26 protein-coding genes are annotated in these 26114 nt (G+C 40.9%); 20 read left to right on the top strand and 6 right to left on the bottom strand.

All coding sequences use genetic code 11. The features are described 5' to 3' along the window. The first annotated feature begins 16 nt into the window (after positions 1–16). The 9 genes from AYJ08_RS19200 (at position 17) to nadA (ending at position 9018) form a co-directional block, all read left to right on the top strand. Complete coding sequence (locus tag AYJ08_RS19200) at positions 17–823, top strand: VWA domain-containing protein (protein ID WP_081873095.1); 807 nt, start codon at positions 17–19, stop codon at positions 821–823. After that, positions 783–1742 carry a serine/threonine protein kinase gene (locus AYJ08_RS19195; protein WP_064019045.1) on the top strand — a complete coding sequence of 320 codons (960 nt, stop codon included), beginning with the start codon at positions 783–785 and terminating at the stop codon, positions 1740–1742. Before AYJ08_RS19200 ends, AYJ08_RS19195 begins: the two co-directional genes overlap by 41 nt. A gap of 13 nt (positions 1743–1755) precedes the next feature. Next, positions 1756–2508 (top strand): threonine/serine exporter family protein, encoded by a 753-nt coding sequence (locus AYJ08_RS19190; protein WP_003333889.1) that lies wholly within the window; start codon positions 1756–1758, stop codon positions 2506–2508. A 16-nt stretch (positions 2509–2524) separates the two neighbouring features. After that, the gene (locus AYJ08_RS19185; protein ID WP_064019044.1) at positions 2525–2989 is read left to right on the top strand and encodes a threonine/serine exporter family protein; all 465 of its coding nucleotides are present in this window, start codon (positions 2525–2527) and stop codon (positions 2987–2989) included. Further along, entirely contained in the window at positions 2952–4382 is a 1431-nt protein-coding gene (gene tilS / locus AYJ08_RS19180; protein ID WP_064019043.1) for a tRNA lysidine(34) synthetase TilS, read from the top strand. Before AYJ08_RS19185 ends, tilS begins: the two co-directional genes overlap by 38 nt. A gap of 13 nt (positions 4383–4395) precedes the next feature. Next, positions 4396–4935 carry a hypoxanthine phosphoribosyltransferase gene (gene hpt, locus AYJ08_RS19175; protein ID WP_064019042.1) on the top strand — a complete coding sequence of 180 codons (540 nt, stop codon included), beginning with the start codon at positions 4396–4398 and terminating at the stop codon, positions 4933–4935. 82 nt (positions 4936–5017) lie between these two features. Beyond that, complete coding sequence (gene ftsH, locus AYJ08_RS19170) at positions 5018–7006, top strand: ATP-dependent zinc metalloprotease FtsH (protein ID WP_064019041.1); 1989 nt, start codon at positions 5018–5020, stop codon at positions 7004–7006. Positions 7007–7075: 69 nt separating this feature from the next. Next, entirely contained in the window at positions 7076–7972 is an 897-nt protein-coding gene (locus AYJ08_RS19165) for a Cof-type HAD-IIB family hydrolase (protein WP_064019040.1), read from the top strand. A 101-nt stretch (positions 7973–8073) separates the two neighbouring features. Beyond that, complete coding sequence (nadA, locus tag AYJ08_RS19160; RefSeq protein ID WP_064019039.1) at positions 8074–9018, top strand: quinolinate synthase NadA; 945 nt, start codon at positions 8074–8076, stop codon at positions 9016–9018. A 162-nt stretch (positions 9019–9180) separates the two neighbouring features. Here the strand turns inward: nadA and AYJ08_RS19155 are convergent, their stop codons facing one another. Beyond that, entirely contained in the window at positions 9181–9711 is a 531-nt protein-coding gene (locus AYJ08_RS19155; RefSeq protein ID WP_064019038.1) for a PCYCGC motif-containing (lipo)protein, read from the bottom strand. Between the two features lie 208 nt (positions 9712–9919). On the opposite strand from AYJ08_RS19155, the gene AYJ08_RS19150 reads away from it, so the two are divergent. Continuing rightward, positions 9920–10906 carry a metal ABC transporter substrate-binding protein gene (locus tag AYJ08_RS19150; RefSeq protein ID WP_064019037.1) on the top strand — a complete coding sequence of 329 codons (987 nt, stop codon included), beginning with the start codon at positions 9920–9922 and terminating at the stop codon, positions 10904–10906. A 57-nt stretch (positions 10907–10963) separates the two neighbouring features. On the opposite strand, the gene AYJ08_RS19145 is transcribed toward AYJ08_RS19150, so the two are convergent. Continuing rightward, positions 10964–11332 carry an ArsR/SmtB family transcription factor gene (locus tag AYJ08_RS19145; RefSeq protein WP_003333879.1) on the bottom strand — a complete coding sequence of 123 codons (369 nt, stop codon included), beginning with the start codon at positions 11330–11332 and terminating at the stop codon, positions 10964–10966. Between the two features lie 178 nt (positions 11333–11510). On the opposite strand from AYJ08_RS19145, the gene AYJ08_RS19140 reads away from it, so the two are divergent. The 7 genes from AYJ08_RS19140 to AYJ08_RS19110 all read left to right on the top strand — a co-directional run bounded on the left by AYJ08_RS19140 (position 11511) and on the right by AYJ08_RS19110 (position 19070). Further along, entirely contained in the window at positions 11511–12284 is a 774-nt protein-coding gene (locus AYJ08_RS19140; RefSeq protein WP_064019036.1) for a metal ABC transporter ATP-binding protein, read from the top strand. A 35-nt stretch (positions 12285–12319) separates the two neighbouring features. Continuing rightward, positions 12320–13159, top strand: a complete 840-nt coding sequence (locus tag AYJ08_RS19135; protein ID WP_064019035.1) for a metal ABC transporter permease — start codon at positions 12320–12322, stop codon at positions 13157–13159. Positions 13160–13179: 20 nt separating this feature from the next. Next, positions 13180–13605: a Fur family transcriptional regulator gene (locus tag AYJ08_RS19130; protein ID WP_018672296.1), complete on the top strand. Its 426-nt coding sequence runs from the start codon at positions 13180–13182 to the stop codon at positions 13603–13605. A gap of 303 nt (positions 13606–13908) precedes the next feature. Next, entirely contained in the window at positions 13909–15537 is a 1629-nt protein-coding gene (locus tag AYJ08_RS19125; RefSeq protein ID WP_064019034.1) for a hypothetical protein, read from the top strand. A gap of 267 nt (positions 15538–15804) precedes the next feature. Next, a complete protein-coding gene (gene nadB / locus AYJ08_RS19120; RefSeq protein ID WP_064019033.1) occupies positions 15805–17430 on the top strand; it encodes an L-aspartate oxidase in 1626 nt (541 codons plus the stop codon). Further along, positions 17417–18265 (top strand): carboxylating nicotinate-nucleotide diphosphorylase, encoded by an 849-nt coding sequence (gene nadC, locus AYJ08_RS19115; protein ID WP_064019032.1) that lies wholly within the window; start codon positions 17417–17419, stop codon positions 18263–18265. Before nadB ends, nadC begins: the two co-directional genes overlap by 14 nt. Positions 18266–18305: 40 nt before the next feature. Then, entirely contained in the window at positions 18306–19070 is a 765-nt protein-coding gene (locus AYJ08_RS19110; RefSeq protein ID WP_064019031.1) for a type III pantothenate kinase, read from the top strand. A 138-nt stretch (positions 19071–19208) separates the two neighbouring features. Here AYJ08_RS19110 and AYJ08_RS19105 read toward each other — a convergent pair whose 3' ends face one another. Next, positions 19209–19838, bottom strand: coding sequence for a DUF3885 domain-containing protein (locus tag AYJ08_RS19105; RefSeq protein WP_064019030.1), 630 nt, complete (start codon positions 19836–19838; stop codon positions 19209–19211). Between the two features lie 438 nt (positions 19839–20276). On the opposite strand from AYJ08_RS19105, the gene AYJ08_RS19100 reads away from it, so the two are divergent. Both AYJ08_RS19100 and cls read left to right on the top strand, forming a co-directional pair. Continuing rightward, positions 20277–20870: a class I SAM-dependent methyltransferase gene (locus tag AYJ08_RS19100; protein ID WP_064019029.1), complete on the top strand. Its 594-nt coding sequence runs from the start codon at positions 20277–20279 to the stop codon at positions 20868–20870. Between the two features lie 299 nt (positions 20871–21169). After that, positions 21170–22585, top strand: a complete 1416-nt coding sequence (cls, locus tag AYJ08_RS19095) for a cardiolipin synthase (protein ID WP_064019028.1) — start codon at positions 21170–21172, stop codon at positions 22583–22585. Positions 22586–22914: 329 nt separating this feature from the next. Here the strand turns inward: cls and AYJ08_RS24115 are convergent, their stop codons facing one another. From AYJ08_RS24115 to AYJ08_RS19085, 3 genes are all read right to left on the bottom strand, one after another. Next, positions 22915–23070, bottom strand: a complete 156-nt coding sequence (locus AYJ08_RS24115) for a hypothetical protein (RefSeq protein WP_197490756.1) — start codon at positions 23068–23070, stop codon at positions 22915–22917. A gap of 601 nt (positions 23071–23671) precedes the next feature. Further along, on the bottom strand, positions 23672–24307 hold the full coding sequence (locus AYJ08_RS19090; protein WP_064019027.1) for a hypothetical protein: 636 nt from the start codon (positions 24305–24307) through the stop codon (positions 23672–23674). Between the two features lie 377 nt (positions 24308–24684). After that, positions 24685–25023 (bottom strand): hypothetical protein, encoded by a 339-nt coding sequence (locus AYJ08_RS19085; protein WP_231929176.1) that lies wholly within the window; start codon positions 25021–25023, stop codon positions 24685–24687. A 349-nt stretch (positions 25024–25372) separates the two neighbouring features. Between AYJ08_RS19085 and AYJ08_RS19080 the strand changes: the two genes are divergently transcribed. Continuing rightward, the gene (locus AYJ08_RS19080; RefSeq protein ID WP_064019089.1) at positions 25373–26113 is read left to right on the top strand and encodes a CpaB family protein; all 741 of its coding nucleotides are present in this window, start codon (positions 25373–25375) and stop codon (positions 26111–26113) included. Position 26114 lies beyond the last annotated feature (1 nt).

The following is a 26114-nucleotide window of genomic DNA, read 5'->3' as shown; positions in this document are numbered from 1 at the left end:
TCCTCCCTCGCCCATAATGGTAAAAAATGCTACCCAAGAAAGGGGAGGTATCTGTATGGCAAAGCCAGCGACGCTTCGTCAGATTTTGGTTGTGACAGATGGTTGCTCCAATGTAGGAATAAGCCCGATTGCTGCTGCAACCTTAGCCAGAGAACAAGGTATCACAGTAAATGTGATTGGAGTGGTAGATAAGCATGAAATGGGTGAGCAGGGGGAACAGGAAATCCGTGAAATGGCTCAAGCGGGGGGAGGACTAAGCGATATTGTTTATCCTGCCCAGCTAGCCCAAACTGTCCAAATGTTAACGCGAAAAGCGATGACTAGAACCATTCAACATGTGGTGAACAAAGAATTAAAGCATATTCTTGGCGATGCTGAATTGGAAGGTCTTGCTCCTGAAAAGAGAATGCAGGTGGCAGGCATGGTAGATGAATTGGGCGAACAGAGTGCTTTAGAAGTGGTTATGATCGTTGATACATCTGCATCCATGAAAAATAAAATGTCAGCCGTACAGCAAGCTATCTATGATTTTAGCATTAGCTTACGTTCCCGCAGCGGGAGTAGCAGAATGGCCGTTTGCTCATTTCCTGGGAAAGAAAAGCACCTAGAAGTACGTATTCCCTGGACGGATCAAATCGAAAAGGCATACGAATTAACGGCTGGTTTAACGATGAGCGGAATTACTCCGACGGGTCCCGCCATTACGGAAGCAATTGCCTTGTTTGAACACGTGGAGCTACCTAAACCTTTAGCGGATCGCTACCGTACGAAGAAAAAAGCGAATGAAGAAGATGACGGTTATTTGCAAGACCATGTATTCTAATTCCTTGTTACCCGATGCTCCCCATTATTTTACGGGAAAATGGCACCGTCAAACATATTCAGTGGTAAAAGAACTAGGTAGAGGAGCCAATGGTGTCGTCTACCTAGTTCTTCATGAAGGTAAAAAGGTAGCGATTAAAGTAGGTGCCGATTCTATTGACTTATTAATGGAAGCAAACGTCCTCAAAAGTTTACAATCCCATAACCAAAAAATTGGGCCAAACATATATGATGTAGATGATATGATTGTAAAAGGCAAGGTGTATGCCTATTACGCTATGGAATATATTGAAGGGGAACGATTGGATCATAGCTTGAAGAGAGTAGGCAAAGAGTGGCTTATTTTGTTGTGCACGCAAATCCTGTCTCATTTACAAATCATTCATGAGCTGGGATATGTTTTTGGTGATCTAAAGCCAGAGAATATCATTGTTGTACAGGCTGGTAAGCAGGTATGTTTAATTGATTTTGGCGGGGTAACCAAATCGGGTCATGCCGTACGTCAATTTACAGAAGAGTATGATCGGGCCACCTGGCAAGCGGGAGATCGAAAGGCTGATGCTAGATATGATCTGTTTTCATTAGCCATCATGATGATTAAGCTTACTATTGAAAAAGAGAAATGGGCAACACTTCCGGTATCAGGGCGACATGTTCAAAAGCTTTATGATATAATACGGGACAACGAATTGTTAGCTCCTTACCGCCCCGTATTAGTAAAGGCATTGGCTGGGAAATATTCAACAGCTACTCACATGAAAGCTGAACTCTTGCAAGCGTTTCGACAGAAGTCAGAAACGAAGGGAGATGTACCCAACACCAAGAAGCCTGGGGAAGGAATAGGAAGCAAAATTATTGGAGGAATCTTTGTAGCCTCTATGCTTTTGCTTGCTGGCTCGTTGTATTATGTATGGATGTGAGGGATCATTCTGCATGACGTCCAATAATTATGTGATGGAGACGTGCCTTTTAGCTGGAGAGATTATGATTCGTAATGGAGCGGAAACGTATCGTGTAGAAGAGACGATGACTCATATTGCACATGCTGCAGGCATGAAAAGCGTCCATAGTTCTGTGACGACAACCAGTATTACTTTTTCCTTTAAAGATAATAATGGTGTGGATCGTACCCGAATGATTCGAATGCGTGACCGAACGATCAATTTGAACAAAGTAACGTTGGTCAATCAGGTATCTCGTCACTTTGTGTCGGGAGAGATTACCTTGGATGAAGCGCATATTCAATTAGAAGAGATTCAGAGAATGCGCTTTCAATTTTCAGATCGAGTGTTAAATCTAGCGGCTGGTATAGGCAGCGGCTCTTTTGCTGTTTTGATTGGTGGGACTTTTCTTGATTTTTTCCCCAGTGCTATTGCAGGGGCAATCGTCTTTGCCAGCGCTAATTATTTGTATCGCTTTCTTAAAATACCCTTTTTTGCCGAATTATCAGCCTCTTTTTTAGGAGGAATGTTTACATTAATTGCTTCATGGCTTTTTCCCAATCATCTGCATCTTGGTGTTATGATTATAGGAGCGATGATTCCTTTGTTTCCAGGTGTAGCTTTGACGAACTCTGTGCGTGATTTAATGGCAGGCGACTTGGTTGCCGGAATGGCGAGAGGAGTTGAGGCAGGCCTAACCGCCTTAGCTGTAGCTGTTGCGGCCGCAGCTGTCTTGTCATTATAGGAGGGGGATTAGGCATATGTTGCTGGGTATGCTGTTAAGTTTTATTATTACCATTGCCTATGCTATGTTGTTTAATGCACCAAAACGCACCATTCTTTTTGCAGGTTTAATTGGACTGATGGGTTGGATAATCTATAAAATGCTGCCGATGTTTGGAGCTGAGCTTACGCTTTCTTCTTTTGCAGCGGGAACATTCATCTCGCTGAGCAGCCGAATCCTTTCTGTGAGGATGCGTGTTCCTTCTACTAACTTTAGTATTGCGGGAATTATTCCATTAGTTCCAGGTTCGACTGCTTATAAATCAATGTTAGCGTTCATTAATGCTGACTACTTGGAAGGAATTACGCTTGGGGTCAAGACGATGATGCTGGCTGGGGCTATTGCTTCAGGTTTAATTCTTGGTCTCTCCATCTTCTCTTTATGGAAAGGAATCGAGGCACGTTATGTACGAAAAGGTACAAAAGCGAATGGAGCAGGATAGGTTGCTTTTGCCACATGAATCGATTGTGGTAGGAGTTTCTGGCGGAGTAGATTCTACAGCGCTGCTGCATATCTTAAGCAAAATGAATGAACAATATCAGTACGGTTGGAAGCTGTACGCTGTTCACTTGAATCACGGGTTTCGTGGAGAAGAGTCTGACCAAGATGCCGCATACGTGGAGGACTTGTGTCATACATTAGGAGTTAAGTGCTACTCCTTCTATGAAAGCGTGCCTGAAATAATGAAGGAAACCGGTCAAGGACCGCAAGTTGCAAGTCGTGAATTACGCTATCAATACTATCGGCAAGTAGCAAAAGAAGTAGGGGCTACTAAAGTAGTGCTTGCCCATCATGCTGATGATCAGGTAGAGACTATTCTGTTTCGCATGATGAGAGGTACTAGTCTACATGGATTTACTGGCATGCCGCAACGCAGATGGCTTCATGCAGAGCAAATCGAATTGGTTCGTCCGCTTCTGCATGTTTTCCGCGAGGAGCTAGAAGCTTACTGCGAGGCGAATAACCTGCAACCACGACACGATAGCAGCAATGATTCGCGCAAATATAAACGCAACTTATTACGGCACGAGGTGATACCTCATTTACAACAAGTAAACCTAAGATACAGAGAACACGTGCTTCAGCTAGCAGAGATGGCCAGAGTGGATGACGACTACCTGCAAAAGCTGAGTCAAGAGGCGCTAAATAGGATAATTGTAAGGCAGGAATCTGACAAAATTATCCTAGATAGGAAGTGCTTAAAAACTTTTGACCTTGCTTTACAAAGGAGAATGATTCCTCTAATATTAAGTTATCTCGCAACTGAAACGGAGTGGTCTCTGCAGCATGTGGAGGCCGTTTTGCGTATCATTTTCGAGGAAAATCCTTCTGCTGTACTACATCTACCCTCCCATATTTTTGTAGAGAGGGTCTATGAGCAGGTATGTTTTCGTAGGCAAAAAGCCACTGCTCAAGATTTTTCCCAGCCGTATTCATACCCTATTACCATACCTGGTACGATATGGATAGAAGAGGCGGGAATGTTCATACATACAAAACGGTATGATTCATTAACTGATTTACCAGATTTGTTATCTTTATCTCCTTATAGTGCTGTATGTGACGCCGATGCTTTGGTAGGCGACTGCATCATTCGCAGTAGAATGCCGGGTGACCGTATTCAACTCGGTACGGCTCAGCATGGCTACAGTAAAAAATTGAAGGAGCTATTTATTGATGAAAAAGTACCAAAAAGCAGGCGTGATCGAATTCCTATCTTAGTAGTCGGGGACCGAATTATTTGGATACCTGGAGTAAAGCGATCGACGCATGCCATGATACATGAGAAATCCCGTGCATTTGTTATCATACAGGCGGATTTCAGAGAAGAGTAGCAGGAGGTTACATATGAATAATGATATAAAAGAAATTATGCTTTCGAAGGAAGAAATTGATCAGAAAGTCAAAGAACTGGGTAAAATCTTAGCAGATGAGTATCGCGATAAAAATCCGTTGGTTATTTGTATCTTAAAAGGTGCCGTTGTTTTCATGGCCGATCTTCTGCGTGAGATGGATATTAAGTGCGAGATGGATTTTATGGCAGTATCTAGCTATGGCAACAGTACGGAGTCCTCTGGTGTTGTGCGTATTCTGAAAGATTTAGATGCAACTGTTCAGAATCGTCATGTTCTAATTGTGGAAGACATCATGGACAGTGGTTTGACGTTAAGCCATTTGGTAGAGCTATTAAAGCAACGTCATGCTGCGTCCGTGAAAGTAGTAACGCTACTAAACAAACCGGAGCGTCGTAAGGTAAATATTTCTCCTGATTACAGTGGCTTTACTATTCCTGATGAGTTTGTGGTTGGTTACGGTCTGGATTACGCTGAGACCTATCGCAATCTTCCTTATATCGGTGTTCTAAAACCTGAAGTTTATTCGAAATAGACAAGAGCTAGCTAGGTTGTGAATGGGTTTTACTCTATGCTAAAATAATGGAAGTGTCTTTTTTCGTGAGAGGAGGTAAGCAATGAATCGTTTTTTTCGGAATACAGGTTTCTATTTACTGATTTTCCTTGTCACGGTAGGGATTGTGAATTTTGTCCTCTCCGGAACCGATAAGATGGCTCCAATTTCTTATCAGGAGCTACGTAATCACCTCAATCAAGACAACATTGCAGAGGCATCTCTTCGTGTTGAGGGAGGTACATATCGGGTAGAGGGTAAGCTCAAACAAACTCCAGCCGGTCAGGAATCATTCTATACCAATGCACCGATTTATGATGAACAACTAGTTAAACTGATCAATGATAAGATTGATGCCAAGAAGATTAATAAGGTGGAGTATAAACCAGCAGAGGGTAACAGCATCTGGCTAACATTCCTAACTTCTATCATTCCATTCGTGATCATCTTTATCTTGTTCTTCTTCCTGTTAAATCAGGCACAGGGCGGCGGAAGCCGAGTTATGAACTTCGGTAAGAGCAAGGCGAAGTTATATAACGACGAAAAGAAAAAAGTTACATTTGAAGATGTAGCTGGTGCTGATGAGGAAAAAGCAGAGCTTGTAGAGGTCGTAGAATTCTTAAAGGACCCACGCAAATTTGCTGCTGTAGGTGCCCGCATACCTAAAGGGGTGCTTTTAGTAGGTCCTCCAGGTACAGGTAAAACATTGCTTGCACGTGCCGTTGCTGGTGAAGCAGGCGTGCCATTCTTTAGCATTTCAGGTTCTGACTTCGTAGAGATGTTTGTCGGGGTTGGGGCATCACGTGTACGTGATTTGTTTGAAAATGCAAAGAAAAATGCTCCGTGTATCATATTCATTGATGAAATTGATGCCGTTGGTCGCCAACGTGGTGCTGGTCTTGGCGGTGGTCATGATGAACGTGAACAAACGCTAAACCAATTGCTCGTCGAGATGGACGGTTTCGGAGCAAATGAAGGAATTATCATGATTGCAGCAACCAACAGACCTGACATTCTTGACCCAGCTTTATTGCGTCCGGGACGTTTTGACCGTCAAGTTACGGTGGATCGCCCTGATGTACGTGGTCGTGAGGCGGTTCTGAAGGTGCATGCACGTAACAAACCATTAGGCGAGGACTTGAATCTGGATATCATTGCTCGCCGTACGCCGGGCTTCACAGGCGCTGATCTTGAGAACCTGTTGAATGAAGCTGCATTGCTTACAGCGCGTAAAAATAAGAAGCAAATCAACATGCTGGAAGTAGATGAAGCGATTGACCGCGTCATCGCTGGTCCTGCTAAGAAATCTCGTGTCGTAAGCGAAGACGAGCGTCGTCTAGTAGCTTATCACGAAGCAGGTCATACAATTGTTGGATACCATTTAAAACGTGCTGATATGGTACACAAAGTTACTATTATCCCACGTGGGCAAGCAGGCGGATATACCGTTATGCTGCCAAAAGAGGATCGCTTCTTTGCTACCAAAACAGATCTGGAAGACAAAATTGTGGGTCTGCTTGGTGGACGTGTTGCGGAAGAATTGGTTCTGGGCGATATCTCTACTGGAGCGCATAATGACTTCCAACGTGCTACAGCAATTGCGCGTAGCATGATTACCGAATATGGTATGAGTAATTTAGGACCAATGCAATTCGGTCAATCTCAAGGTCAAGTATTCTTGGGACGCGATTTTGGACACGAGCGTAACTACTCTGAACAAATCGCTTACGAAATTGACCAAGAAATGCAACGGATCATTAATGAACAATATCAACGTTGTAAGGAATTGTTGATTCAATATGGAGATCAGTTAGAAGCGGTTGCACAAACCTTGCTTCGCGTGGAAACACTTGATGCTGAACAGATCAAACAGATCATTGAAAACGGCAAGCTGGATAAAGAACCTGGGGAGGATGTTGTAGTAAACATTCAATCCAAGCCTGAAGAGCCAGTCAATCAAGTAACCATTGATAAACTGAACCAAGAACCAAAACCAGAAGCTACAAAAACGGATGAAACAGTAGACCATCCTGATAACCAAGAACCGAAATAAGAGCGCCGGATGGTGCTCTTATTTTTTTCTCGATGATATTTTGTCAATGACAACAGTGGGGGGATCAGCATGAGTGTAGCAGATTGTAAAATCGTAGCGTTTGATATGGATGGAACCTTGTTAAATGGCGAAGCAAAAATTTCCCGAGAAACATGGAAGGCATGCGAAGAATTACAACAGCGAGGGGTCAAGCTTTTGCTATCTACAGGCAGACCGTTTGTATCAGCTCGTATTGCATCAGACTACTACCCTTTTGATGGTTATGTGTGCAGTAATGGAGCTGCTTTGTTTGCGGAGGATGGAACATTATTAAAATATGCTGAATTACCGAAAGAAGTTATTATTTCTCTTGTAGAAATAGGCAGACAAAAAGATCTTTATTATGAGGTTCATGACCAGAACAGCAATCGTTGGATGGTTGAAGAAGACAAAGAACGTATTGGACAGATGCTTTTCTCAGAACCGTTCATTACAGAGGGGATTACCTTGGAGCACACAAAGCGTGAATATGCCAATCGTCAATTTTCCTATAATGAATTAGCGAAGTTTATGCCCAAAGATGAGCTTTTAAATAACATTGCTTCAGGAGAGTTTGTGATTAGCAAAATGTTCTTTTGGCATAAGGATACGAGTGTGCTGGAATGGTTGCGTGAACAGACGGCAGAGTTTATTGGAAGAGTGAGTTTAACTAGCTCTGGACCGTTTAATATGGAAGTGATTCCACTTGGGTTAAGTAAATGGATCGGCTTACAAACCTTTATGCAGAAATGGAATGTACCTGCAACGGAAATTGCAGCATTCGGGGATGCAATGAATGACTTTGAAATCCTGTCTCATGTGGGGCACCCAGTTGTAATGGAAAATGCCGAGGATGAGGTTAAAAAGCTGGCGAGATATATGGCAAAGCATCACTGTGAAGATGGGGTGGCATGTTTTATTCGAGAATATATGTTGCCGAATCAGTAATCATTTTACAGTTGGCCCACCCCTTGCTAATTGACAAACAGCCGACGGAGACAGTACAATAGCGCCGAAATCGTCTACATCACCTAGCAGGGGGTAAGGGTATGGAAGCTTTAGCTCTACAGAAGAAGGAGCAACGCAATGCCGAATTAAGAGAACGATTGTTTCAGCTAAAAAAAGAACGCAATGCCATTATTTTAGCTCATTTTTACCAACGTCCAGAGATTCAGGAAGTAGCTGATTTTATCGGAGATTCCTTTGGACTAGCACAAAAGGCAAAAGAAACAGAAGCAGACGTGATTTTATTTTGTGGTGTGCATTTTATGGGGGAAAGTGCAAAAATTCTCAATCCCAACAAAACGGTTATCATTCCTGATGAACGAGCTGGTTGCCCAATGGCTGATATGGTTAACGTGGAAGGATTGCGTAAAGTCAAAGCTCAACACCCCAATGCAAAAGTGGTCGCTTACATCAACACCTCGGCTGATGTGAAGGCAGAAACACACATCTGCTGTACATCCTCCAATGCACAAAGGGTTATCGAGTCGGTAGATAGTGACGAGATTATATGGGTTCCTGATAAAAATTTGGGTCACTATGTGTCACAATTCACAAACAAAAAAATGATTATTTGGGAAGGGTACTGTAACACACATGACCAGCTATCTGTGCAGGATATCATGCTGATGAAGGCAGAGCACCCAGAGGCGCTTGTAGTAGTGCATCCTGAATGCCGTCCAGAGATTGTTGCATTGGCAGACTATGTAGGCTCCACTACTGGAATACTGAAGTTCTGTAAGGAATCGAACCAAAAAGAATTTATCATTGGAACAGAAGACGGAACAAGATACATGCTGGAAAAAGAGAGTCCAACGAAACAGTTTTATTTTGCTTCTAAATATTTGGTCTGTCCAAATATGAAGGTAAATACATTGAAAAAGTGTGTAGAAGCGTTAGAGTCCTTAAAACCGCAAATTTATGTTCCCGAGCATGTGGCAAATGCGGCGCGGGCTTCGTTGGAACGTATGCTGGAGGTAGCACCTGGCTGATCCTAAAGGTAAGATAAATCATAGATGCTGATAGAAAGAAAAGTCTGCGCTAAAGAAGCGTAGACTTTTTTTGTACTATTGGGAAATATTGTTCGATTTACCTTTGATAGTGAGAATCGTCTTGTAGAGAGCATTCATTTAGGATTGTAAACTTTTGATCGCTTATGCAGTCGGCATAGGAGTAGGTGTCGGGTCTGCATAGCCTTTGCTAAAATTTTCGTCAATATATGTACGGATGTCCAGTTTAGTTTTACCTTCCTGCATCATTTTTGCAGAAGTAATAGCTATATCCATACATGCTTTGCAACGAGTGCCGTGATCGTCCCATGTGACAGAGCCGTCTTCCTTCACTTCTTTTATAAAGCAGTTTCCATTGTGTTGATGTCCAGCAGACTCTCCACATCCGCAGTAACAGGGAATAGATTGAAGCAGGTCATTATGATCCGCTGCGATACGATATACAGCTTTAATATTTGGGTCAACCGTATCCAAAAAAGTTGGGAGAGTGGAGATGGAATTGGTTATTTCCTGTAGATCGCCATTAGGTGCGTGTGACGCATGGGGTGCGTCAGAAGTCTGTTCTTGGCTTATAGCCTGAGAAGACGAAGAGGTTCCTACCGAACTGCCATTCGCGCATCCTGTGAGCAATACGATACCAAGGAGTGAGATAGACAATAGTTTTGCTATTTTCACGTAAATTCCCCCTTATTTTCCCTTGATTATACCATAATCCATTCTTCTGGCTGTAGATGATACTATTAAATCGTAATGGTTCTTGTTTACAAACTACTCGCATATAAGTATAATGAGAGATGCAAATAGGAATGATTACGAATTATAGTAATATCGTAAGACATAAACAACAAATACAGACAGAGAAGAGAGCATGGAGGAGGACTATATGTTACGGTTCGTTAAAAAATGGGGAGTTATTTTAGGTGTTGCAAGTATGGCCTTGTTTGCAAGTGGATGTGGCAATACGAATATAGCAGGTTCAGTGCAAGAGAGTGGAAAACTTTCTGTGTATACAACTATATATCCATTGTACTATGTAGCAGATCGAATTGGTGGGGAGTATGTTTCCATTAAAAATGTTGTTCCGGCTGGAGTCGAACCACATGATTATGAACCTACTGCTCAGGATATGGTGGCCATTTCTAAGGCTAATGTTCTCATTTATAATGGTGGCGGTTTAGAGGCATGGGTAGAGAAAGCTGTAAAGAGTCTAAATCAAGCTAATTTACTAGCTGTAAATACGACGGAAGGACTTACTCTTCTAGCTTCAGAGGAACATGATCATCATCATGAAGGTGATAAAGGGCACGAAGGTGAATCGGCAGGACACGAGCATGATCATGATCACGGGGAATTTGACCCGCATGTATGGCTTGATCCTACAATGCTAGAGAAGCAAGCTGCACAGGTGAAGGACGCATTTGTTAAGGCCGATCAGGCACATAAGGAGCAGTTTGAACAAAATTATAAAGCGCTAGTAGATGACTTGAACAAGCTAGACCAGGATTTTAAAACAATGGTAGAACACTCATCTAAAAAGGAGATTTTAGTTTCGCATAAGGCTTTTACCTATCTAGCTGCTCGTTATGGACTGGAGCAGATTGCGATTTCCGGTATTTCTCCTGATGATGAGCCATCGCCTTCTGAGCTAAAGAATCTAGTGGAGAAGGTAAAACAAAAAGAAATTAAATATGTTATGTTCGAAACATTGGCCTCTCCAAAAGTAGCGGAAGTAATCGCGCGTGAAACAAAAGCACAAACAGCGATACTAAATCCACTAGAGGGCTTGACTACGGAAGAACAGACAGCGGGCAAAGACTATATTTCCATTATGCGTGAAAACTTGGAAGTGTTACGAGAGGCCCTGCGATAAGCTTAAATAAAGATCGCCGCTCCTAGATTGGGGCGGCGGTTTCTTTCAGCAATACAATTATTTGTGTTCATTCGCATGTTCAACTCCTGCATGTATCAGCATACGAACATGATCATCATCCAAAGAATAGTACACCATTTTCCCTACCTTGCGATATTTAGCCAGGCCCATATTCCGTAGTAGTCGGAGATGATGCGAAGCGGTCGCCATGCTAATCCCAATTACGGCTGCAACATCACATACACAGAGTTCATCTTCGAGGGAGAGGGCATAAATAATTTTGGAGCGTGTATCATCAGCTAAGGCCTTAAACAAAGGGGCTACTCCGTCTGCCTCTGTTATTCTCGGTTTTAATTGATTTACTTTCTCGACTTCAACGCATTCTATCTCACATACGTCTTTTTCCGTTTGATCTTCATAAGCCAAAGTGATCACCTCTTCCTTTCATTAATTATAGAAAACGAAAAGCTACTTCACAAGGATAGCAGAAAAGAGGCAAAGAGACTTTTTTGAAAGCCTTGAGTCCCTGCCCATTTCATAGTACCATGATAATATTAAATAAGAATAATTACGATTATGCCACAAAAGTTAGGAAGTTGATTATATGCACAATGCAAAAAAGCATGCGAGTGTCGTTTCTCTGAAATCCGTGTCTTTTCGTTACGAGGATGGAAAAACGGTTCTGGAAGATATAGATTTTTCAATGGAAAAGGGCGATTTTGTAGGTATTGTTGGCCCCAATGGTTCAGGAAAATCAACATTAATGAAATTAATTTTAGGTTTGATTTTACCTACCAAAGGCGAGATTAAGCTTTTTGGAGAGCCTATCCAAAAATTTAAGGATTGGACGAAGATCGGCTATGTTGCTCAGCAGGCAGCTCATGGAGCCAGTGGATTTCCGGCGACTGTACGTGAAGTAGTGGCTTCCGGGCTGGTTGGCAAAGTAGGTTTATTTCGCCGCTTGTCTTCTGAACATCATCAGCAGGTCTCCGATGTAATTAAGCGTGTTGGTTTGTCTGCAAAGGAAAACGAGCGTATTAGCAACTTATCTGGTGGTCAGCTACAGCGGGTGTTTATCGCTCGTGCTTTGGTAGCAGAGCCAGAACTCTTGATACTAGATGAACCAACAGTAGGGGTAGATCAGGAATCTATCGAGCAATTTTATCAGCTCTTACGTTCCCTTAAAGAGGATGCGGGAATGACGATGATGATCGTAAGCCATGATGTTGGCGTCATGATTGAGTGGGTAAATAAAGTAGCATGTTTACAACGTCGTTTACACTTTCATGGCACCGCAGAAGAGTTCGAGCATAAACAGGAGCAAATTTTTCAATCGATGTACGGTGAGAGCGTAAGGCTTTTAACCCATCATCATTAATCTGCCGCTGGGCGGAAGAAGGAAGGACAGAAAGAATGCTAGCCGATTGGTGGAATTATGAGTTTTTACGATATACCTTGTTTTCAGGACTGCTGATCGGATTGGTTTGCCCGATCCTGGGGACATTTTTAATTGTTCGCCGTTTATCTATGATGGCGGATGGACTTTCCCATGTGACGCTTTCGGGAGTAGCAGCAGGAATGCTTTTATCGAAAAAGGTAGCTTTCTTTAGCGTAGTGAATCCTTTATTTTTTGGGATGCTATTTTCTGTGATTGGGTCACTGTTTATCGAGCGATTGCGTAAGGTATATCGTGCGTATCAGGATTTGGCGATACCGATCATTTTATCTACAGGCCTAGGCTTATTTACAGTTTTGGTGAGTATTGCTGACGGGTTTAACCAGGATTTATACTCATACTTGTTTGGGAAGATTGTAACAGTAACTGTTGAGGATTTATTCGCCTTAATTGGGGTAGCTGTTGTAGTGCTAGGAACAGTTATCCTGTTATACAAAGAATTATTTGCTGTGTCGTTTGATGAAGAATTCGCACGGGTATCAGGTGTGGCTAGACGCAGTATTAATTTATGGTTCATGGTGCTAGTAGCTCTAACAATTGCCGCATCCATGCGAATTGTCGGTGTACTATTGATCTCTGCGTTGATTACTATTCCAGTAGCGGCCAGCTTGCAAATTGCTAAGAGCTTTCGACAAGCTATTTTCTACTCGATTTTGTTTGCTGAAATCTCTGTGTTAACAGGCTTATACTTTGCTTACATGCTTGATTGGGCTTCTGGCGGTACGATTGTATTAGTAGCTGTCTTTATTTTAATGATTGTGTTGGGCTTCAAACGTTTACGAGCAATCTTACGTTGAAGTAAAGGAGGAGATTGCAGTTGAATTTGGAACAAGCGCTCCAGTTGTTAAAAGATAAAGGATATAAATACACAGGTAAGCGTGAAGAGATGCTGCGTATTTGTGCTGAGGAAAAGCGATATTTGTCCGCACGAGATATCATGGGGCGGATGAAGGATAATTATCCAAGCTTGAGCTTTGATACGGTATACCGGAATATTTCTACCTTCGTTAAATTGGGCATTTTAGAAGAGACCGAGCTAGATGGCGAAGGAAAGTTCAGGCTCTCATGCTCTACACATGGACATCACCATCATGTCATTTGTACAGTATGCGGTAAGACAAAATCATTGCCGAACTGTCCGATGACCGTAATTCCTGAGATTTCCGAGGAATTTGTCGTAACAGGCCATAAGTTCGAAGTATATGGAACCTGCAAAGATTGTAATGAACATATAGCTATGTAAAAGATATGAGATAAAAAGCACCCGGTAAGGTGCTTTTTTATTTTGTTATTTGCCTAAAGAAGAGATTCAGAAGCCCATTCATGAGTTTATATTACAAAGAAACGCCAATGGCTCGATATGTAACGGAAGTAACAAAGGCACGTCCCAATAAAAAATACCTGTTCTATTTGAGGAAAATAAAATGTAAACCTTTTGTAACTACTTAGCATTTTTTGGGGTGTATGATTAAAACAACAAGAAGACAACAGCTCAAAAAACAAATGAAATCACATTTATTCACTTAATTGATGGAGGTAATGATATATGAAAACATTAGTAAAAGTAGTAACAAGCGTAGCGCTTTGCGGTGGAGTATTTGCAGGAGTGGGAGCAGTAGCTAATGTACCAGTGTTTGCATTGGATACCCAAAAAGCACTGCAAGCCTTTGAAGCAGGAGCGCCTTTCTCACTGAAGGATTTGCAAGTAAAGCCAAACACCTATGTGCTTGATTACACACAAGCTGATCTTACTGGTGATGGTGTAGCGGACGGAGTAACCTTGATCGGTACAAAAGAAAAGAAAGATGATATTTTCGTAAGCAATATCATGGTTGTTATGCAAGATGGAAAAACAATGAAATTCACACAGGCACCAGTTGGAAAACAAAATAGCGGTTATGAGCCAAAGCTAACAGTGGGCGATTTTAATAAGGATGGTGCGCAGGACGTATTAGTAGAAATGGGAGATGGCGGAAGCGGCGGAACTTCTACATATAGCTTGGTATCCTTTAAAGATGGAAAAGGTGCAGCAATGGTTGACCAAGAGAAGCTGAACGCAGGCGTTGACTTCGACATTCAGTTCACAGAAGGCTTCAAAGCGGAAATTACAAATAAAGCTACAAAAGAAAAAACAACAGTAGATATCAGTGAAAATAAAGATACTTATATCAAAAACGGAATTTATGATGCTAAAGGAAAGCTATTGAAAGCAGTTAAGGGCGCTCAAGACGGATTTGGCTCCTTAGAAGTAGTGGAACAAGCAGACGGTGGACTTGCATTGGTTGGAACACAGCACATTTGGGGCAGCTACCACGCTGACAGCATCGCTATTGCAACAAGCACATGGAAAATTGATAACGGCCAATTGAAGCTGGAAAAAACAGAAGTAACAGCATTTGACCATGATAATTTCTCCATTGCTCCTAACTATGCACCAGGCGACAAATTTACAGAAGCAGCTCTTTCTACAAAAGAAAATAACTATGTCATTGATTCTAAATACGCTGATGTAAATGGTGACGGCGTGCGTGACGAAGTGATTTTGATCGGTCATAAGGAAGAAGGAGAAAAGGACCTCTTTGCTACCGAGCTAACAGTGGCTGTAAAAGATGGTAAAACCAAAAAACTCACTATGGGTACAGTAGGAAAAGAAAACGCTGGCTTTGATGAAGCTACGTTATATATTGGCGCATTTAAATCCGATAAACAGAAGGATATCCTTGTAAGTGCCCCAACAGGTGGCAGCGGTGGCCTATCTACCTTTAGCGTGTTGACTTTCTCTGATAACAAAATTGTTCCATTAGCTGATCAGGAGCTATTAAATAAAGGTGTAGAATATGATGTCGTATTTAAAGATGGCTTTAAAGTAGAGGTTTCTAGCAAAGCTACTGGTAAAAAGGAAACCATTGATGTAAGTAAGAACAAAAAAGAGTATGTAGAAACTAAAGTTTATGATAATAACGGAAAACTTTTGCAGGAGACAACAGGTTGGGCTGATGGGCTGTCTGTGTTGACCCCGGTTGATGTGGACAAAAATGGTGTACTAGAGCTTCAAGCTGTACAAAATATCTCCGGAGCATACCATGCTGACCATTTAGGTGTAGCAAAAACAACATGGACATTGAAAAATGGCAAGCTTGAGCTTACAAATGAAGCACTAGAATTAAAAAAATAACATTCTTATTGTAAAGATGGTACTGGTATAAACTGTAATGAAGTGCCCCCCTTGTAAGTAAAGCTGATGATGAGTTTTGGTGTTGAAAAGTAAATAGATTGGACAAAGAAGCGGCAGGAGCCTTTGGGCTTTTGCCGCTTTTACGTATGCTCTCACCTGTATAAGCTTAAAGATTTTTCTCCAGTGATTATCGGCTTCTGCTCATAAGAGGCATTTGCTATAATGATGAGGAAAAAAGTAGAGAATCACAGGAGATGGTGATGTGTGATGTTCCCGAGACATGTACTGAACTACCAGACTGATCATTTACCAAACATGTATACCGATGTGATTGTAGTTGGTTGTGGAATTGCAGGCTTGTATACAGCGTTAGAAGCAAGCAAAAAAGCAAAGGTAGTACTAATCAGTAAAAAGGGTTTGCAGGATAGCAATACTCGCTGGGCTCAAGGGGGCATTGCAGCGGTTACCGCCCAAAATGATTCTCCCGCATTACATCGTCAAGATACCATGCTGGCAGGCGCCGGAATTTGTACCTATGAAGCAGTAGATGTATTGGTGCATGAAGGGCCCAAGCGATTACAGGAGCTAATAACCTACGGGACTCAATTTGATAAAGATAGCAATGGTGAATATGAATTAACACGGGAAGGCGCGCACAGCCAGCGGCGTATTCTGCATGCACAAGGAGATGCTACTGGTGCCGAGATCGTTCGAGCTTTAGCGAAAAAGGTGGCAGAAACAACGAACATTACCTTACTAGAGGAGCATTTCGCTATCGACATTCTTACGCATCAAGGAGAATGTGTGGGAGTGCTAGCTCTTAAACCATGCGGAGAGCTGTTTGCCATACGATCGCACGCTACTATTCTGGCAACAGGCGGTGCTGGTCAGCTATATCGCTACACCACCAATCCTGACATTGCGACAGCAGACGGCATAGCGATGGCTTATCGGGCTGGTGCAGAGGTAAAAGATATGGAATTCATTCAATTTCATCCTACGGCTCTGTGCTATCCAGATGCCCCGCGTTTTTTAATTTCCGAGGCTGTTCGCGGAGAAGGGGCTTATTTGCGCAATGTGCTGGGTGAGCGCTTTATGCACAAGTATCATCCCCAGCAGGAATTAGCCCCGAGAGACATTGTGGCACGAGCTATTGTATCAGAAATGGAAACAACGAAATCTACCTTTGTGTATCTTGATATTACACATGAGTCTGAAGAGCTGATTAAACATCGCTTTCCGACAATCTATGATTTCTGTCTGAGCTATGGGCTGGATATGGTAGCTGATTGGATACCGGTAGCACCTGCTTGCCATTATATGATGGGCGGCGTAAAGACTGATTTATACGGTGAAACGAATGTACCGAGATTATTTGCATGTGGAGAAGTCTCTTGCACGGGAGTACATGGTGCTAACCGCCTAGCTAGTAATTCATTATCCGAAGCAATTGTGTTTGGGCATCGCATCGTAGAACGTTTACAAACGCTACCGCCTGTGATGTCAGCCATTTCGCTTAGTGAATCATCTCTACGCACTACTGGCAAAGTAGGCAGTTGGAAAAAAATGCGCCTACAGCTACAAAAGATTATGCTGCGTAAAGTAGGGGTAAAGCGTGAGGAGCAGGGTCTGCGAGCAGCGTTGCAGGAACTTGAGAGCATGCAAACAATCCTATCGACTCATACTGTCAAACGTGAGGCCTTGGAACTGAAAAATCTGCTGACAACAGCCATCCTTACTACTAGAGTGGCCTTAGCTCGAACAGAAAGCCGCGGTGGCCATTATCGTGTTGATTATCCTGAGCAAAATGAAAAGAGATGGCTCAAGCATATTACGCAAGGTATCCATTCAGGGCTACAAGAGGAGAGTGAAATCCGTTATGCTATGGAATAAACGCGAATTACAACGAAAAATAGAGGAATGGCTATTCGAAGATGTTGGTCATGGGGATATCACAACCATGACCACGATTCCAGCAGATGAAAAAGGTACGGGAATCTTGTATGCGAAAAAACCAGGTCTGATCGCGGGCTTAGATATTGCTGAGCAGGTCTTTCATACCGTGGATCATGAGCTTAGCTTTCAACGTTTCGTAACAGAAGGCAGTCAGGTGCAAAAAGGGGACGTAATAGCTGAAGTTACCGGGTCGGTACAGGCTATTTTAACCGGTGAGCGCTTAGCCCTTAATTTATTGCAGCGTCTCTCAGGGATTGCGACATGTACCCAATTATTTGTGAAGGAGATTTCACATACACAGGCGAGGATAGTAGATACACGTAAAACAACTCCGGGTTTGCGATTATTAGAAAAATACGCGGTGCGTGTAGGTGGCGGACATAACCACCGGTTTGCTCTTTACGATGCAGTGATGATCAAAGACAATCATAGTAAAGGCGCAGGTGGCATAAAGGAAGCAGTGAGGAAAGCGCGTGAAGCCATTCCCCACACCATGAAAATAGAAGTAGAAGCTGAATCACTCATGCAGGTACATGAAGCATTGGAAGCAGGAGCAGATATTATCATGCTGGATAATATGTCCTGCGATATGATGAGAGAAGCGGTCCAAATCATTTCTGGAAAGGCAATCATTGAAGCATCTGGTGGAGTTACGTTGGAGACGGTAAGAGGTATTGCTGAGACTGGTGTAGATGTGATTTCAGTGGGTGGACTCACGCATTCCGTTGCTGCCTTGGATATCAGCTTAGATTTAAATCAACGGAAAAGATAGTCAGTGTTAGGCGACAAGATAGAGAAAAGAGGAACTACCCATGCTACTCGTAATGGATATAGGCAATACCAATATTGTGCTCGGGATGTATCAGGGCGATAGATTAGTGTACCATTGGCGTATTGCAAGTGACCGCAATAAGACCGAGGACGAGTTTGGCATGCTCGTGCTCAATTTATTTCAAAACGCAAAGCTTACGCTCGAAGCTGTAACGGGAATTATTATTTCTTCGGTCGTCCCGCCTTTAAATAAAGCGGTAGAGAGTATGTGTGAAAAATATTTTTCCAAGAAGCCGCTATTGATTGGGCCAGGCATCAAAACTGGGCTAAATATAAAAGCAGAATATCCAAGAGAGGTGGGAGCAGATCGAATTGTCAACGCGGTTGCAGCGATTCATGAATATGGAGCTCCTTTATTAATTGTTGATTTCGGTACGGCTACGACCTTTTGCTATGTAGATGGAAAGAATCAATACTTGGGGGGAGCAATTGCGCCGGGTATCGGGATTTCGACTGAGGCGCTCTTTACCCGTGCCGCAAAGCTGCCGCGTATTGAGATTGCCCAGCCTGCGACTGTGATTGGCAGAAATACCATTGCTTCCATGCAGTCCGGTATTTTTTATGGTTTTATTGGTCAAGTTGAGGGTATTGTGAGCAGAATGAAGCAGGAGTGCAACAGCAAGCCAACGGTGGTTGCAACAGGCGGACTTGCCCCGCTCATTTCGAAAGAGACCGATTGTATTGATGTGGTCGATCAGCATTTGACGTTGAAGGGCTTACGTTTGATTTATGAACGAAATGTGTAAGCTTGTTCTCGAAAGCCATGGGATTTGCTCCTGTGGCTTTTTTGTGCATACACCGCGCCTCCATTACCTAGAGAAATTGCTGCAACAGGTAGGATAGCATAGTTGATTGCATAGAAAAACCGCCCGTTAATTGAAAAATTAAGACTTCGATTGGGTTTCCCATTCTTTGAAGTAATTCATTAGTTCTTGATGAAATGCCCTATTTGTATTCATGATTTCGCAACCTCTATCGTCATAAAGATGGAAAATACAATTTGTATTAATGTTTACTAAGAATACATCAGGCGCATAAAAACTACCTTTTTTTCTTAAACGAGGCTGTAATTCATAAAAATCTTTATGAATCAATGTTTTTAATAACCACTCTAATTTTAAGTCAGATACTTTACAGAACAATTCCATCTGCTGCACAAACTCATTATCTCCATCAACCTGCCAATAACATTCATGAAGACGTAATGAATATTTTAGCTTTTGATTTTTTACATAACGTTTAAAAAAGTTCGGATATACTGTTTTTTTTGTTTTATTCGGATATGAGTTCACAACAACAATGACATCATCCTTTTGTTGAAATAATAAGGAAGTAATTTCAGAAACTTGCTCATACACCCTATAAAACATATCCATATTAAGTTGACCATTTTCATCAAATTGATATATATGATCGCCTAATTCAACATGGATTCCTAGTCCCCAAAGATGATAAAAATCAGGCATTAACTTTAAATTGTTATAATTCTCTTCCATAAATTTTTTTAATTCCATATATACCACCTTACTTCTTGATTTGCTGCCCTTTTCTAAAAGATCCGTTACATAAAGTCTCGTTCGTCAAACTATCAAATCAACAAATTCCATCATTGACTTTTCATCATTTTCATCACGTAAATCACTCAAAATTTCTAGAAAAATCTTATATTCTCCCCTCAGGCAGTCCAACGATTTTCAACCTGCAAGTATTCTATCATGTCCTCATATTTTTCAATATAGCTCATTCGACTTCCTCACTTTCTTCAATTTTGCTCGTTAATTGTATTCTTCTATTTCTTCTGGTGATAACGCTTGTAATACACTTTCATACTTCAATTTTTTCCAAGCCATCCCTGCGCCACCTTTAAGAGCCACAATTATTCCTTGTATTTTTTTTGGATTAATGAGAAATAATTATGTTCATAATGCTGAATGGTAGGTGAGTCCAAGATCATGTATTTGTCTCCGGGTTTATATCACCGAATCATCCGTCCGCGATGGTTCACTAAAACATATATCCACGATCATATTAAAAGTCAATTCACAGTAGAAAATAAAATCGTATTAGATTTTGGTTGTGGAACAGGGGCGAACTGTTGTATGTTTGGCACCGAACATTATTATGGTATCGATCCTGATGTGAACAGAGTTCAATTTGCTAAACGCTTATATCCGAATCATACCTTTACGGTCTTTGACGGTAAACGAATACCAATGGACAATCAGACTGTTGATTTATTATTAATTGTTGCGGTTCTGCACCATATTTCAAATGAGCAAATCTCAGAGTATTTGTCCGAATTTCACAGAGTTTTGAAGCCTGATGGAAAAATTATCATCATTGAGCCCTATTTATCCCGCAAGAAGAAATTTAATAACTGGTTTATGACCCGATATGATGACGGTGAGTTTATCCGAAATGAGGATGATTATCTTCAGTTATTCAACAATCAAAGATATGAATGTACAGTACTCAAAAAGTTTCAAAAGCTATTTCTTTATAACGAAATCTTTTTTACAGCTGCTCCTAAACTATACACAAAATGATAATCTTTTCCCCAACCCTTCTTTTGATTAAGGGGTGATACCCATGAACGATACATCTCAGGGAAATTTTTTTACGAATGAAGCGCCATAAATTAAAGAAGTCGTTTACAAGTTGATAGTCTGGAGCAAGAATTGGAAAGCGAGGAGCCGCAATAATAATTGTAGATACTGAGTCACAGCCATATTTTCTATGAACATGGCTGTTATTTCTCCTAAACCTCTTGAACAGCCTTTTTCTCAATTGTTTCTATGAATTTATTAAAATAGGAACACCATAAAAAGGAGGTGAAACGAATTCATTGCTATGGATCATCTTTGCCCTCTTACTGTTTCTCATTCAAATTGGAATCATTTTATTTAGGGAATATCGCAGTCCCCAAAAAGCAGTTACTTGGATTATCATTTCGTTCATTTTTCCGTTTATCGGTTACCTGCAATATTATTTTATCGGGAAAGAATATTCATGTATCCTTCACGCACACCCAAAAGAAAAGACGAAGTTGGCTAGAATAAAGGAAAAACTGATAGATCGGTGCAATCGGCCAATGTCGGAAGAACTGCTTGACCAAACCCTTCTACAGAATGACACATTGCATGCAACGCTCAAAAAGATTGTGTCCCTTCCCATTAACGTTGGTAATGAAACGATTGTTTATAGCGAAGGTGAACAAGCCTTTGAAGCGATGTTAGAATCGATTGCTAGAGCCAAGCACCATATTCATATTCAATTTTACATTATTCGCGATGACCAACTGGGAACTAAATTCCAGCAACTGTTGATTCGGAAAGCACAGGAAAGAGTAAAAGTACGATTTTTATATGACAGGGTCGGCAGCCGTCGGTTAGGAAAGACTTATTTAAAACAATTACAGGAAGCGGGTGTTGAGATTGGATGTTTTTCCCCAATTTTATCCGCTTTCATCGGTAAACGGGTCAATTACCGGAATCACCGTAAAATATTGGTGGTAGACGGTAAAATTGGGTATTTTGGCGGCTTAAATATTGGAGATGAATACGTAGGGAAGAAACCAAAAATCGGCTACTGGCGGGATACGCATTTCTGTTTAAAAGGCGATGCGGTATTGTGGATTCAATATACCTTTTTGACTGATTGGTATTTTGTCAAAGGACAACTATTAACTGACTCCGTTTATTTTCCCTTACAGGAAAGTGAAGGGAGGGAACTCTTACAAATTGTAAAGAGCAGTCCGGACGAAACAATCCTTCAACTTATTTTTTTCTTAATCAATTCGGCGAAAAAGCGGATTTATATTGAATCCCCTTACTTTATTCCTGATCCCGGTATCTTATTGGCTTTAAAAACAGCAGTTAGCAGAGGAGTTGACGTTCAGGTCATTATACCGACCATGCCTGAGAGTAATCTTGTTTACTGCGCTACTTTGTCCTATGCCTACGAATTGATGGAGGCAGGGGTTCGGTTTCATTGCTATAAGAAAGGATTTATCCATGCCAAAGTAATGATTACTGATGACTTGGCGTGCTCTGGCACAGCAAATATGGATATGCGCAGCTTTTACGACCAATTCGAAATAAATGCTGTTTTTTTTGATGAAAAGGTGGTTGACCGCCTGGTTCAAGATTTTTATCGTGATAAAAGTGATAGTGAGGAGATTATTCTGTCGGAAATTAAAAATCGACCATGGCTCCAAAAGGTAAGAGAAGCCTTAGCCCGACTACTTTCATCTTTGTTTTAGTCAAAGTATTTACGTATAGTCGCTTTAGGGTTACTTCATAGATAAAGGAGCAAAGTAACTAGAGCAAGAACCCTACGCGGGTTTCCCCATAATGAGATAATGCTATAAAAATTTATGCTACGAGTCGTTACAAATTTACTAGCACAACTCGTACAATAATCCTTCTTGTCTTTCATTCTGCGGCTTGCAGACCTTCATACCTTTCGGAACTTTGTTTACACGCTGAAATGTGGTTACCACATTGTTTAATGGTAACCACATTTGTGTCACAGTATTTAAGTTCATCTTAATGCACACATCGTAATTTTACCTTATTATTTCTCATTGTCTTATGATTTAATGGCTTTAATAACTGCTGATGCAATATAATCATCGACATTTTTACCAGGTGCCCAGCAACTTGAATTATCAGTTGCACTAAGTGCTACCTTTTTATAATTATCTCGAACCGATTCTCTGATTTGATCTTTTGTTACTTCATTCATAGTAAAACCTCCCGAGTATTTTTTAGCCCTTTTTTCATTCATGCAAATTCTATATCAGTATTGGAAATGATAATTCAAACAAGCAAGCCTCATCAATGTCAAACAAATGAGCCTTTCCTTAGTTTTAAAGGAAGGCTTATTTGTGAAGAAATCTCGCTCCTACGGAAAGGAGCAATAGTATCAGAAAAAACCAGCATATGGTAAGGTCTTATAAAGCATTAATTGCGAACCTCGAATGAACAGCAAGACATTTCAAATGTAGAGTAATCATTGAATAAACCTTTACTAGTTTCGGAGCGAACCTCCTTGATATTTATGTAAGCCAGAGATTCGCAGCATTTGAGCCATGTAGGAAACGTATAAAGGTAAATTGTTATAACTCGCTTCTATTACCTCCTTTTGATAAACCATACTATTGGTCTGCAACATTAATAACAGGAATTAATCTGCTATAAATCCCCAATGTTTTTCTATTGCTCGTAAAATAGGCAGTTGAGTTTCATAAATAACTGAAGTGACTCAGTAATTTTGAGACCAGGAAAAAGCACCTCCTGAATCATATTTTTGAATAAGATTCGAAGGAGGTGCTTCTTTATGGGTTTTATGAGTCCAAAGGGCAGAGATAAACCCCTTCAACATTACAAATTTTTTCTAGAAATTCCCTGTTAGATTGGTCTGTCAAATAGGTAGGGCAAGCAAAGTCACCAGGCCATATAATGAGATTCAAATCTACAAAGTAAAGGCAAGTTGAAATATAATCACGAAGGTTTAATTTGAGGAGGAATTCAAGATCTTCCAATTCAGATACTTCAATGATTGATTTAAATAGCTTCTCTTGGAGTTCTTTCAGTTTGTTTTGATCAATATCTTCGGGAAATATATCTTTATATGAAATGCTACTTTCCACGAAAGTGCGAGAGCAAGTCCATAAATTTCTAAAAACGTTTAGAAATTTGCGTTCAAGCTCTAAATAGCTCTGTTGCTCCTTGATCTCCTTATCTGTATCATAAAAAATCTCTGCTTGATTATATTTATCCCAATTTTGAATTAATGTAGGAAATCGGTTGATTCTATACATTTTATTCGTATATTGAATATCAAATTTATCCCACTTATCAACAAATAGAACATTTTTATCCCAATCATCAGGTCGTTCACAACCCTTTTTTAGATAATCCATGTCGATGGCATAATGTGAAATGTAGTCTTGGAACGTTACAAAACTCTTACTGTCCAACAATTTTCCCCTCTTTCGTCAAAGAAGCAATTTTCTTACCTTTGAATATTTCTCAATTTCCATACATCTCCTTTATGTCCTACTTTATTGCCTCCAGTTCCTTTAGTTTTTTGAATTGTCCATCCAGGATCTTTATAAGTAAGACTTTTTTCTCCCCTTACTTTCTCAGTAAATTTATCTACATCTACGGAGTAATCATCATCTTTCTTTTTTAATTTTTTCGGGATGTCATCGGCAGCATCTTCGATTTCTTGCTTTGTACTTAAATAAAAATCCCTATCTTTTTTCCTTTGTTTATCTAACTCTTCCCCTACATAAAGGCCAGCTGTAACAGCAGCAACACCACCAGCTACGTATGCAGCGATTTCAGCAGCGCCCTAAGCTAATGGAATTAGAAAGACCGCTCTTTTTTGTCGTCCAGTACTCCCTTTTTGTAATTGGGACATTACCTCATCAGCAGAGCTATCTTTTAAATCAAGAAGTACCTCTTCGGTTTCTTTATCCACGACATTAATAGTATATGTCTGAGTTTGCTTATTAAACGTAATGGTTGTTACTACCTTATCTTTTTCAAATGTAATCGTTTCGAAATCTTCAGTTACTATTACCTGTTTAGCCTCTATAACTTGATTAGGTGATGCAAAGGCTCCTGTAACACCACTGGTTAACATGACAGCAACAATAAGAGAAGAAATAATTGTTTCATAGAAAAACACTCCTTTGGAAATATTATGAAACAAACTTTAATTAGAATATAATTATTTAACAAATATTTCAAGTTAGTGTAAGTGAACTTTTTGTGTCAATTTGGAAAAAAATATAATTTTATTAAACATCTGGCTAAAAAAATGGTTAAATCATCAAAGATTTATTGTAGATGCTCCTTTAAGTACTCTATATTTCTTTAGAAAAAAACCATATGAACTTCCTATGTTAAACATGGAAAAGGTAGGAATGAAAGAATGTTTTAACACCATGGGGATTTCTTCATGGCTTTTTTTGTCCCACAAAGCGTTAGTACACTTCTTTTACCGGATAGATATGGAAAAAGGGGGAGGGGATTCAATGAGAGTCTATCGGTTTAGCTATATTCGTCTGCTAGTTATCACGCTGTTGGCCATTGCATGTGCTTTTCTAAGCTATCAGGCAGTACGGCCTGAGCTGTTTTATTACATCAAGGTAAAGGAGCAGAGCGAACTAGAAATAGGGACCCCTCTGTCCCTTGATCATGTTGAAAAGGGAGTATTAGAAATGGGGAATCGCTTTTTTAGTAGCTCGGTTGAGGTACCCGGTTTTATTCCTTGGGAAGAGGTCAGCCATTTAATTGGAATACCAGTGATCCGACACGTAAAGGCGGGGGGCCCGTTACTAAAGGGTGATATTCCAACAAGCACGGAAGAAAGTCAGCTACAAGAGAACAATCCCAATCACACGGCGATGACAATACCAGTTGATAACATCAGTGGAGTATCAGCACAGCTACAGGAGAGAGAGCGTGTTCATATATATGCTTCTTTTAAAGATGAGGAGGGGGCACATACTGGACTTTTGTTGAAGGCAATGCCGGTAGTCGGGGTACAGCGTGGTTTAGACGGGGAGGGTGCCATTCTAAAAGCAGTGACGATTTCCGTAACGCTTCATGAAGGGAGGCTACTCACCCATGCCCTCCACTATGGCAAGCTGCATCTAGGAAAAGCAGGTTATGGCAAAGACTTAAAATCAGGCATTGGAGACACTCATTTTGCTAAAGCATTGATGAAAAGTAATAAAAGCTGGACAGATACGGAAGGAGAAGGAGGAAGCTAGA

The organism is Brevibacillus sp. SKDU10 (assembly GCF_001645205.1).
Classification (GTDB): Bacteria; Bacillota; Bacilli; order Brevibacillales; family Brevibacillaceae; genus Brevibacillus_B; species Brevibacillus_B halotolerans.
This window is presented reverse-complemented; position numbering and strand designations above follow the sequence as displayed.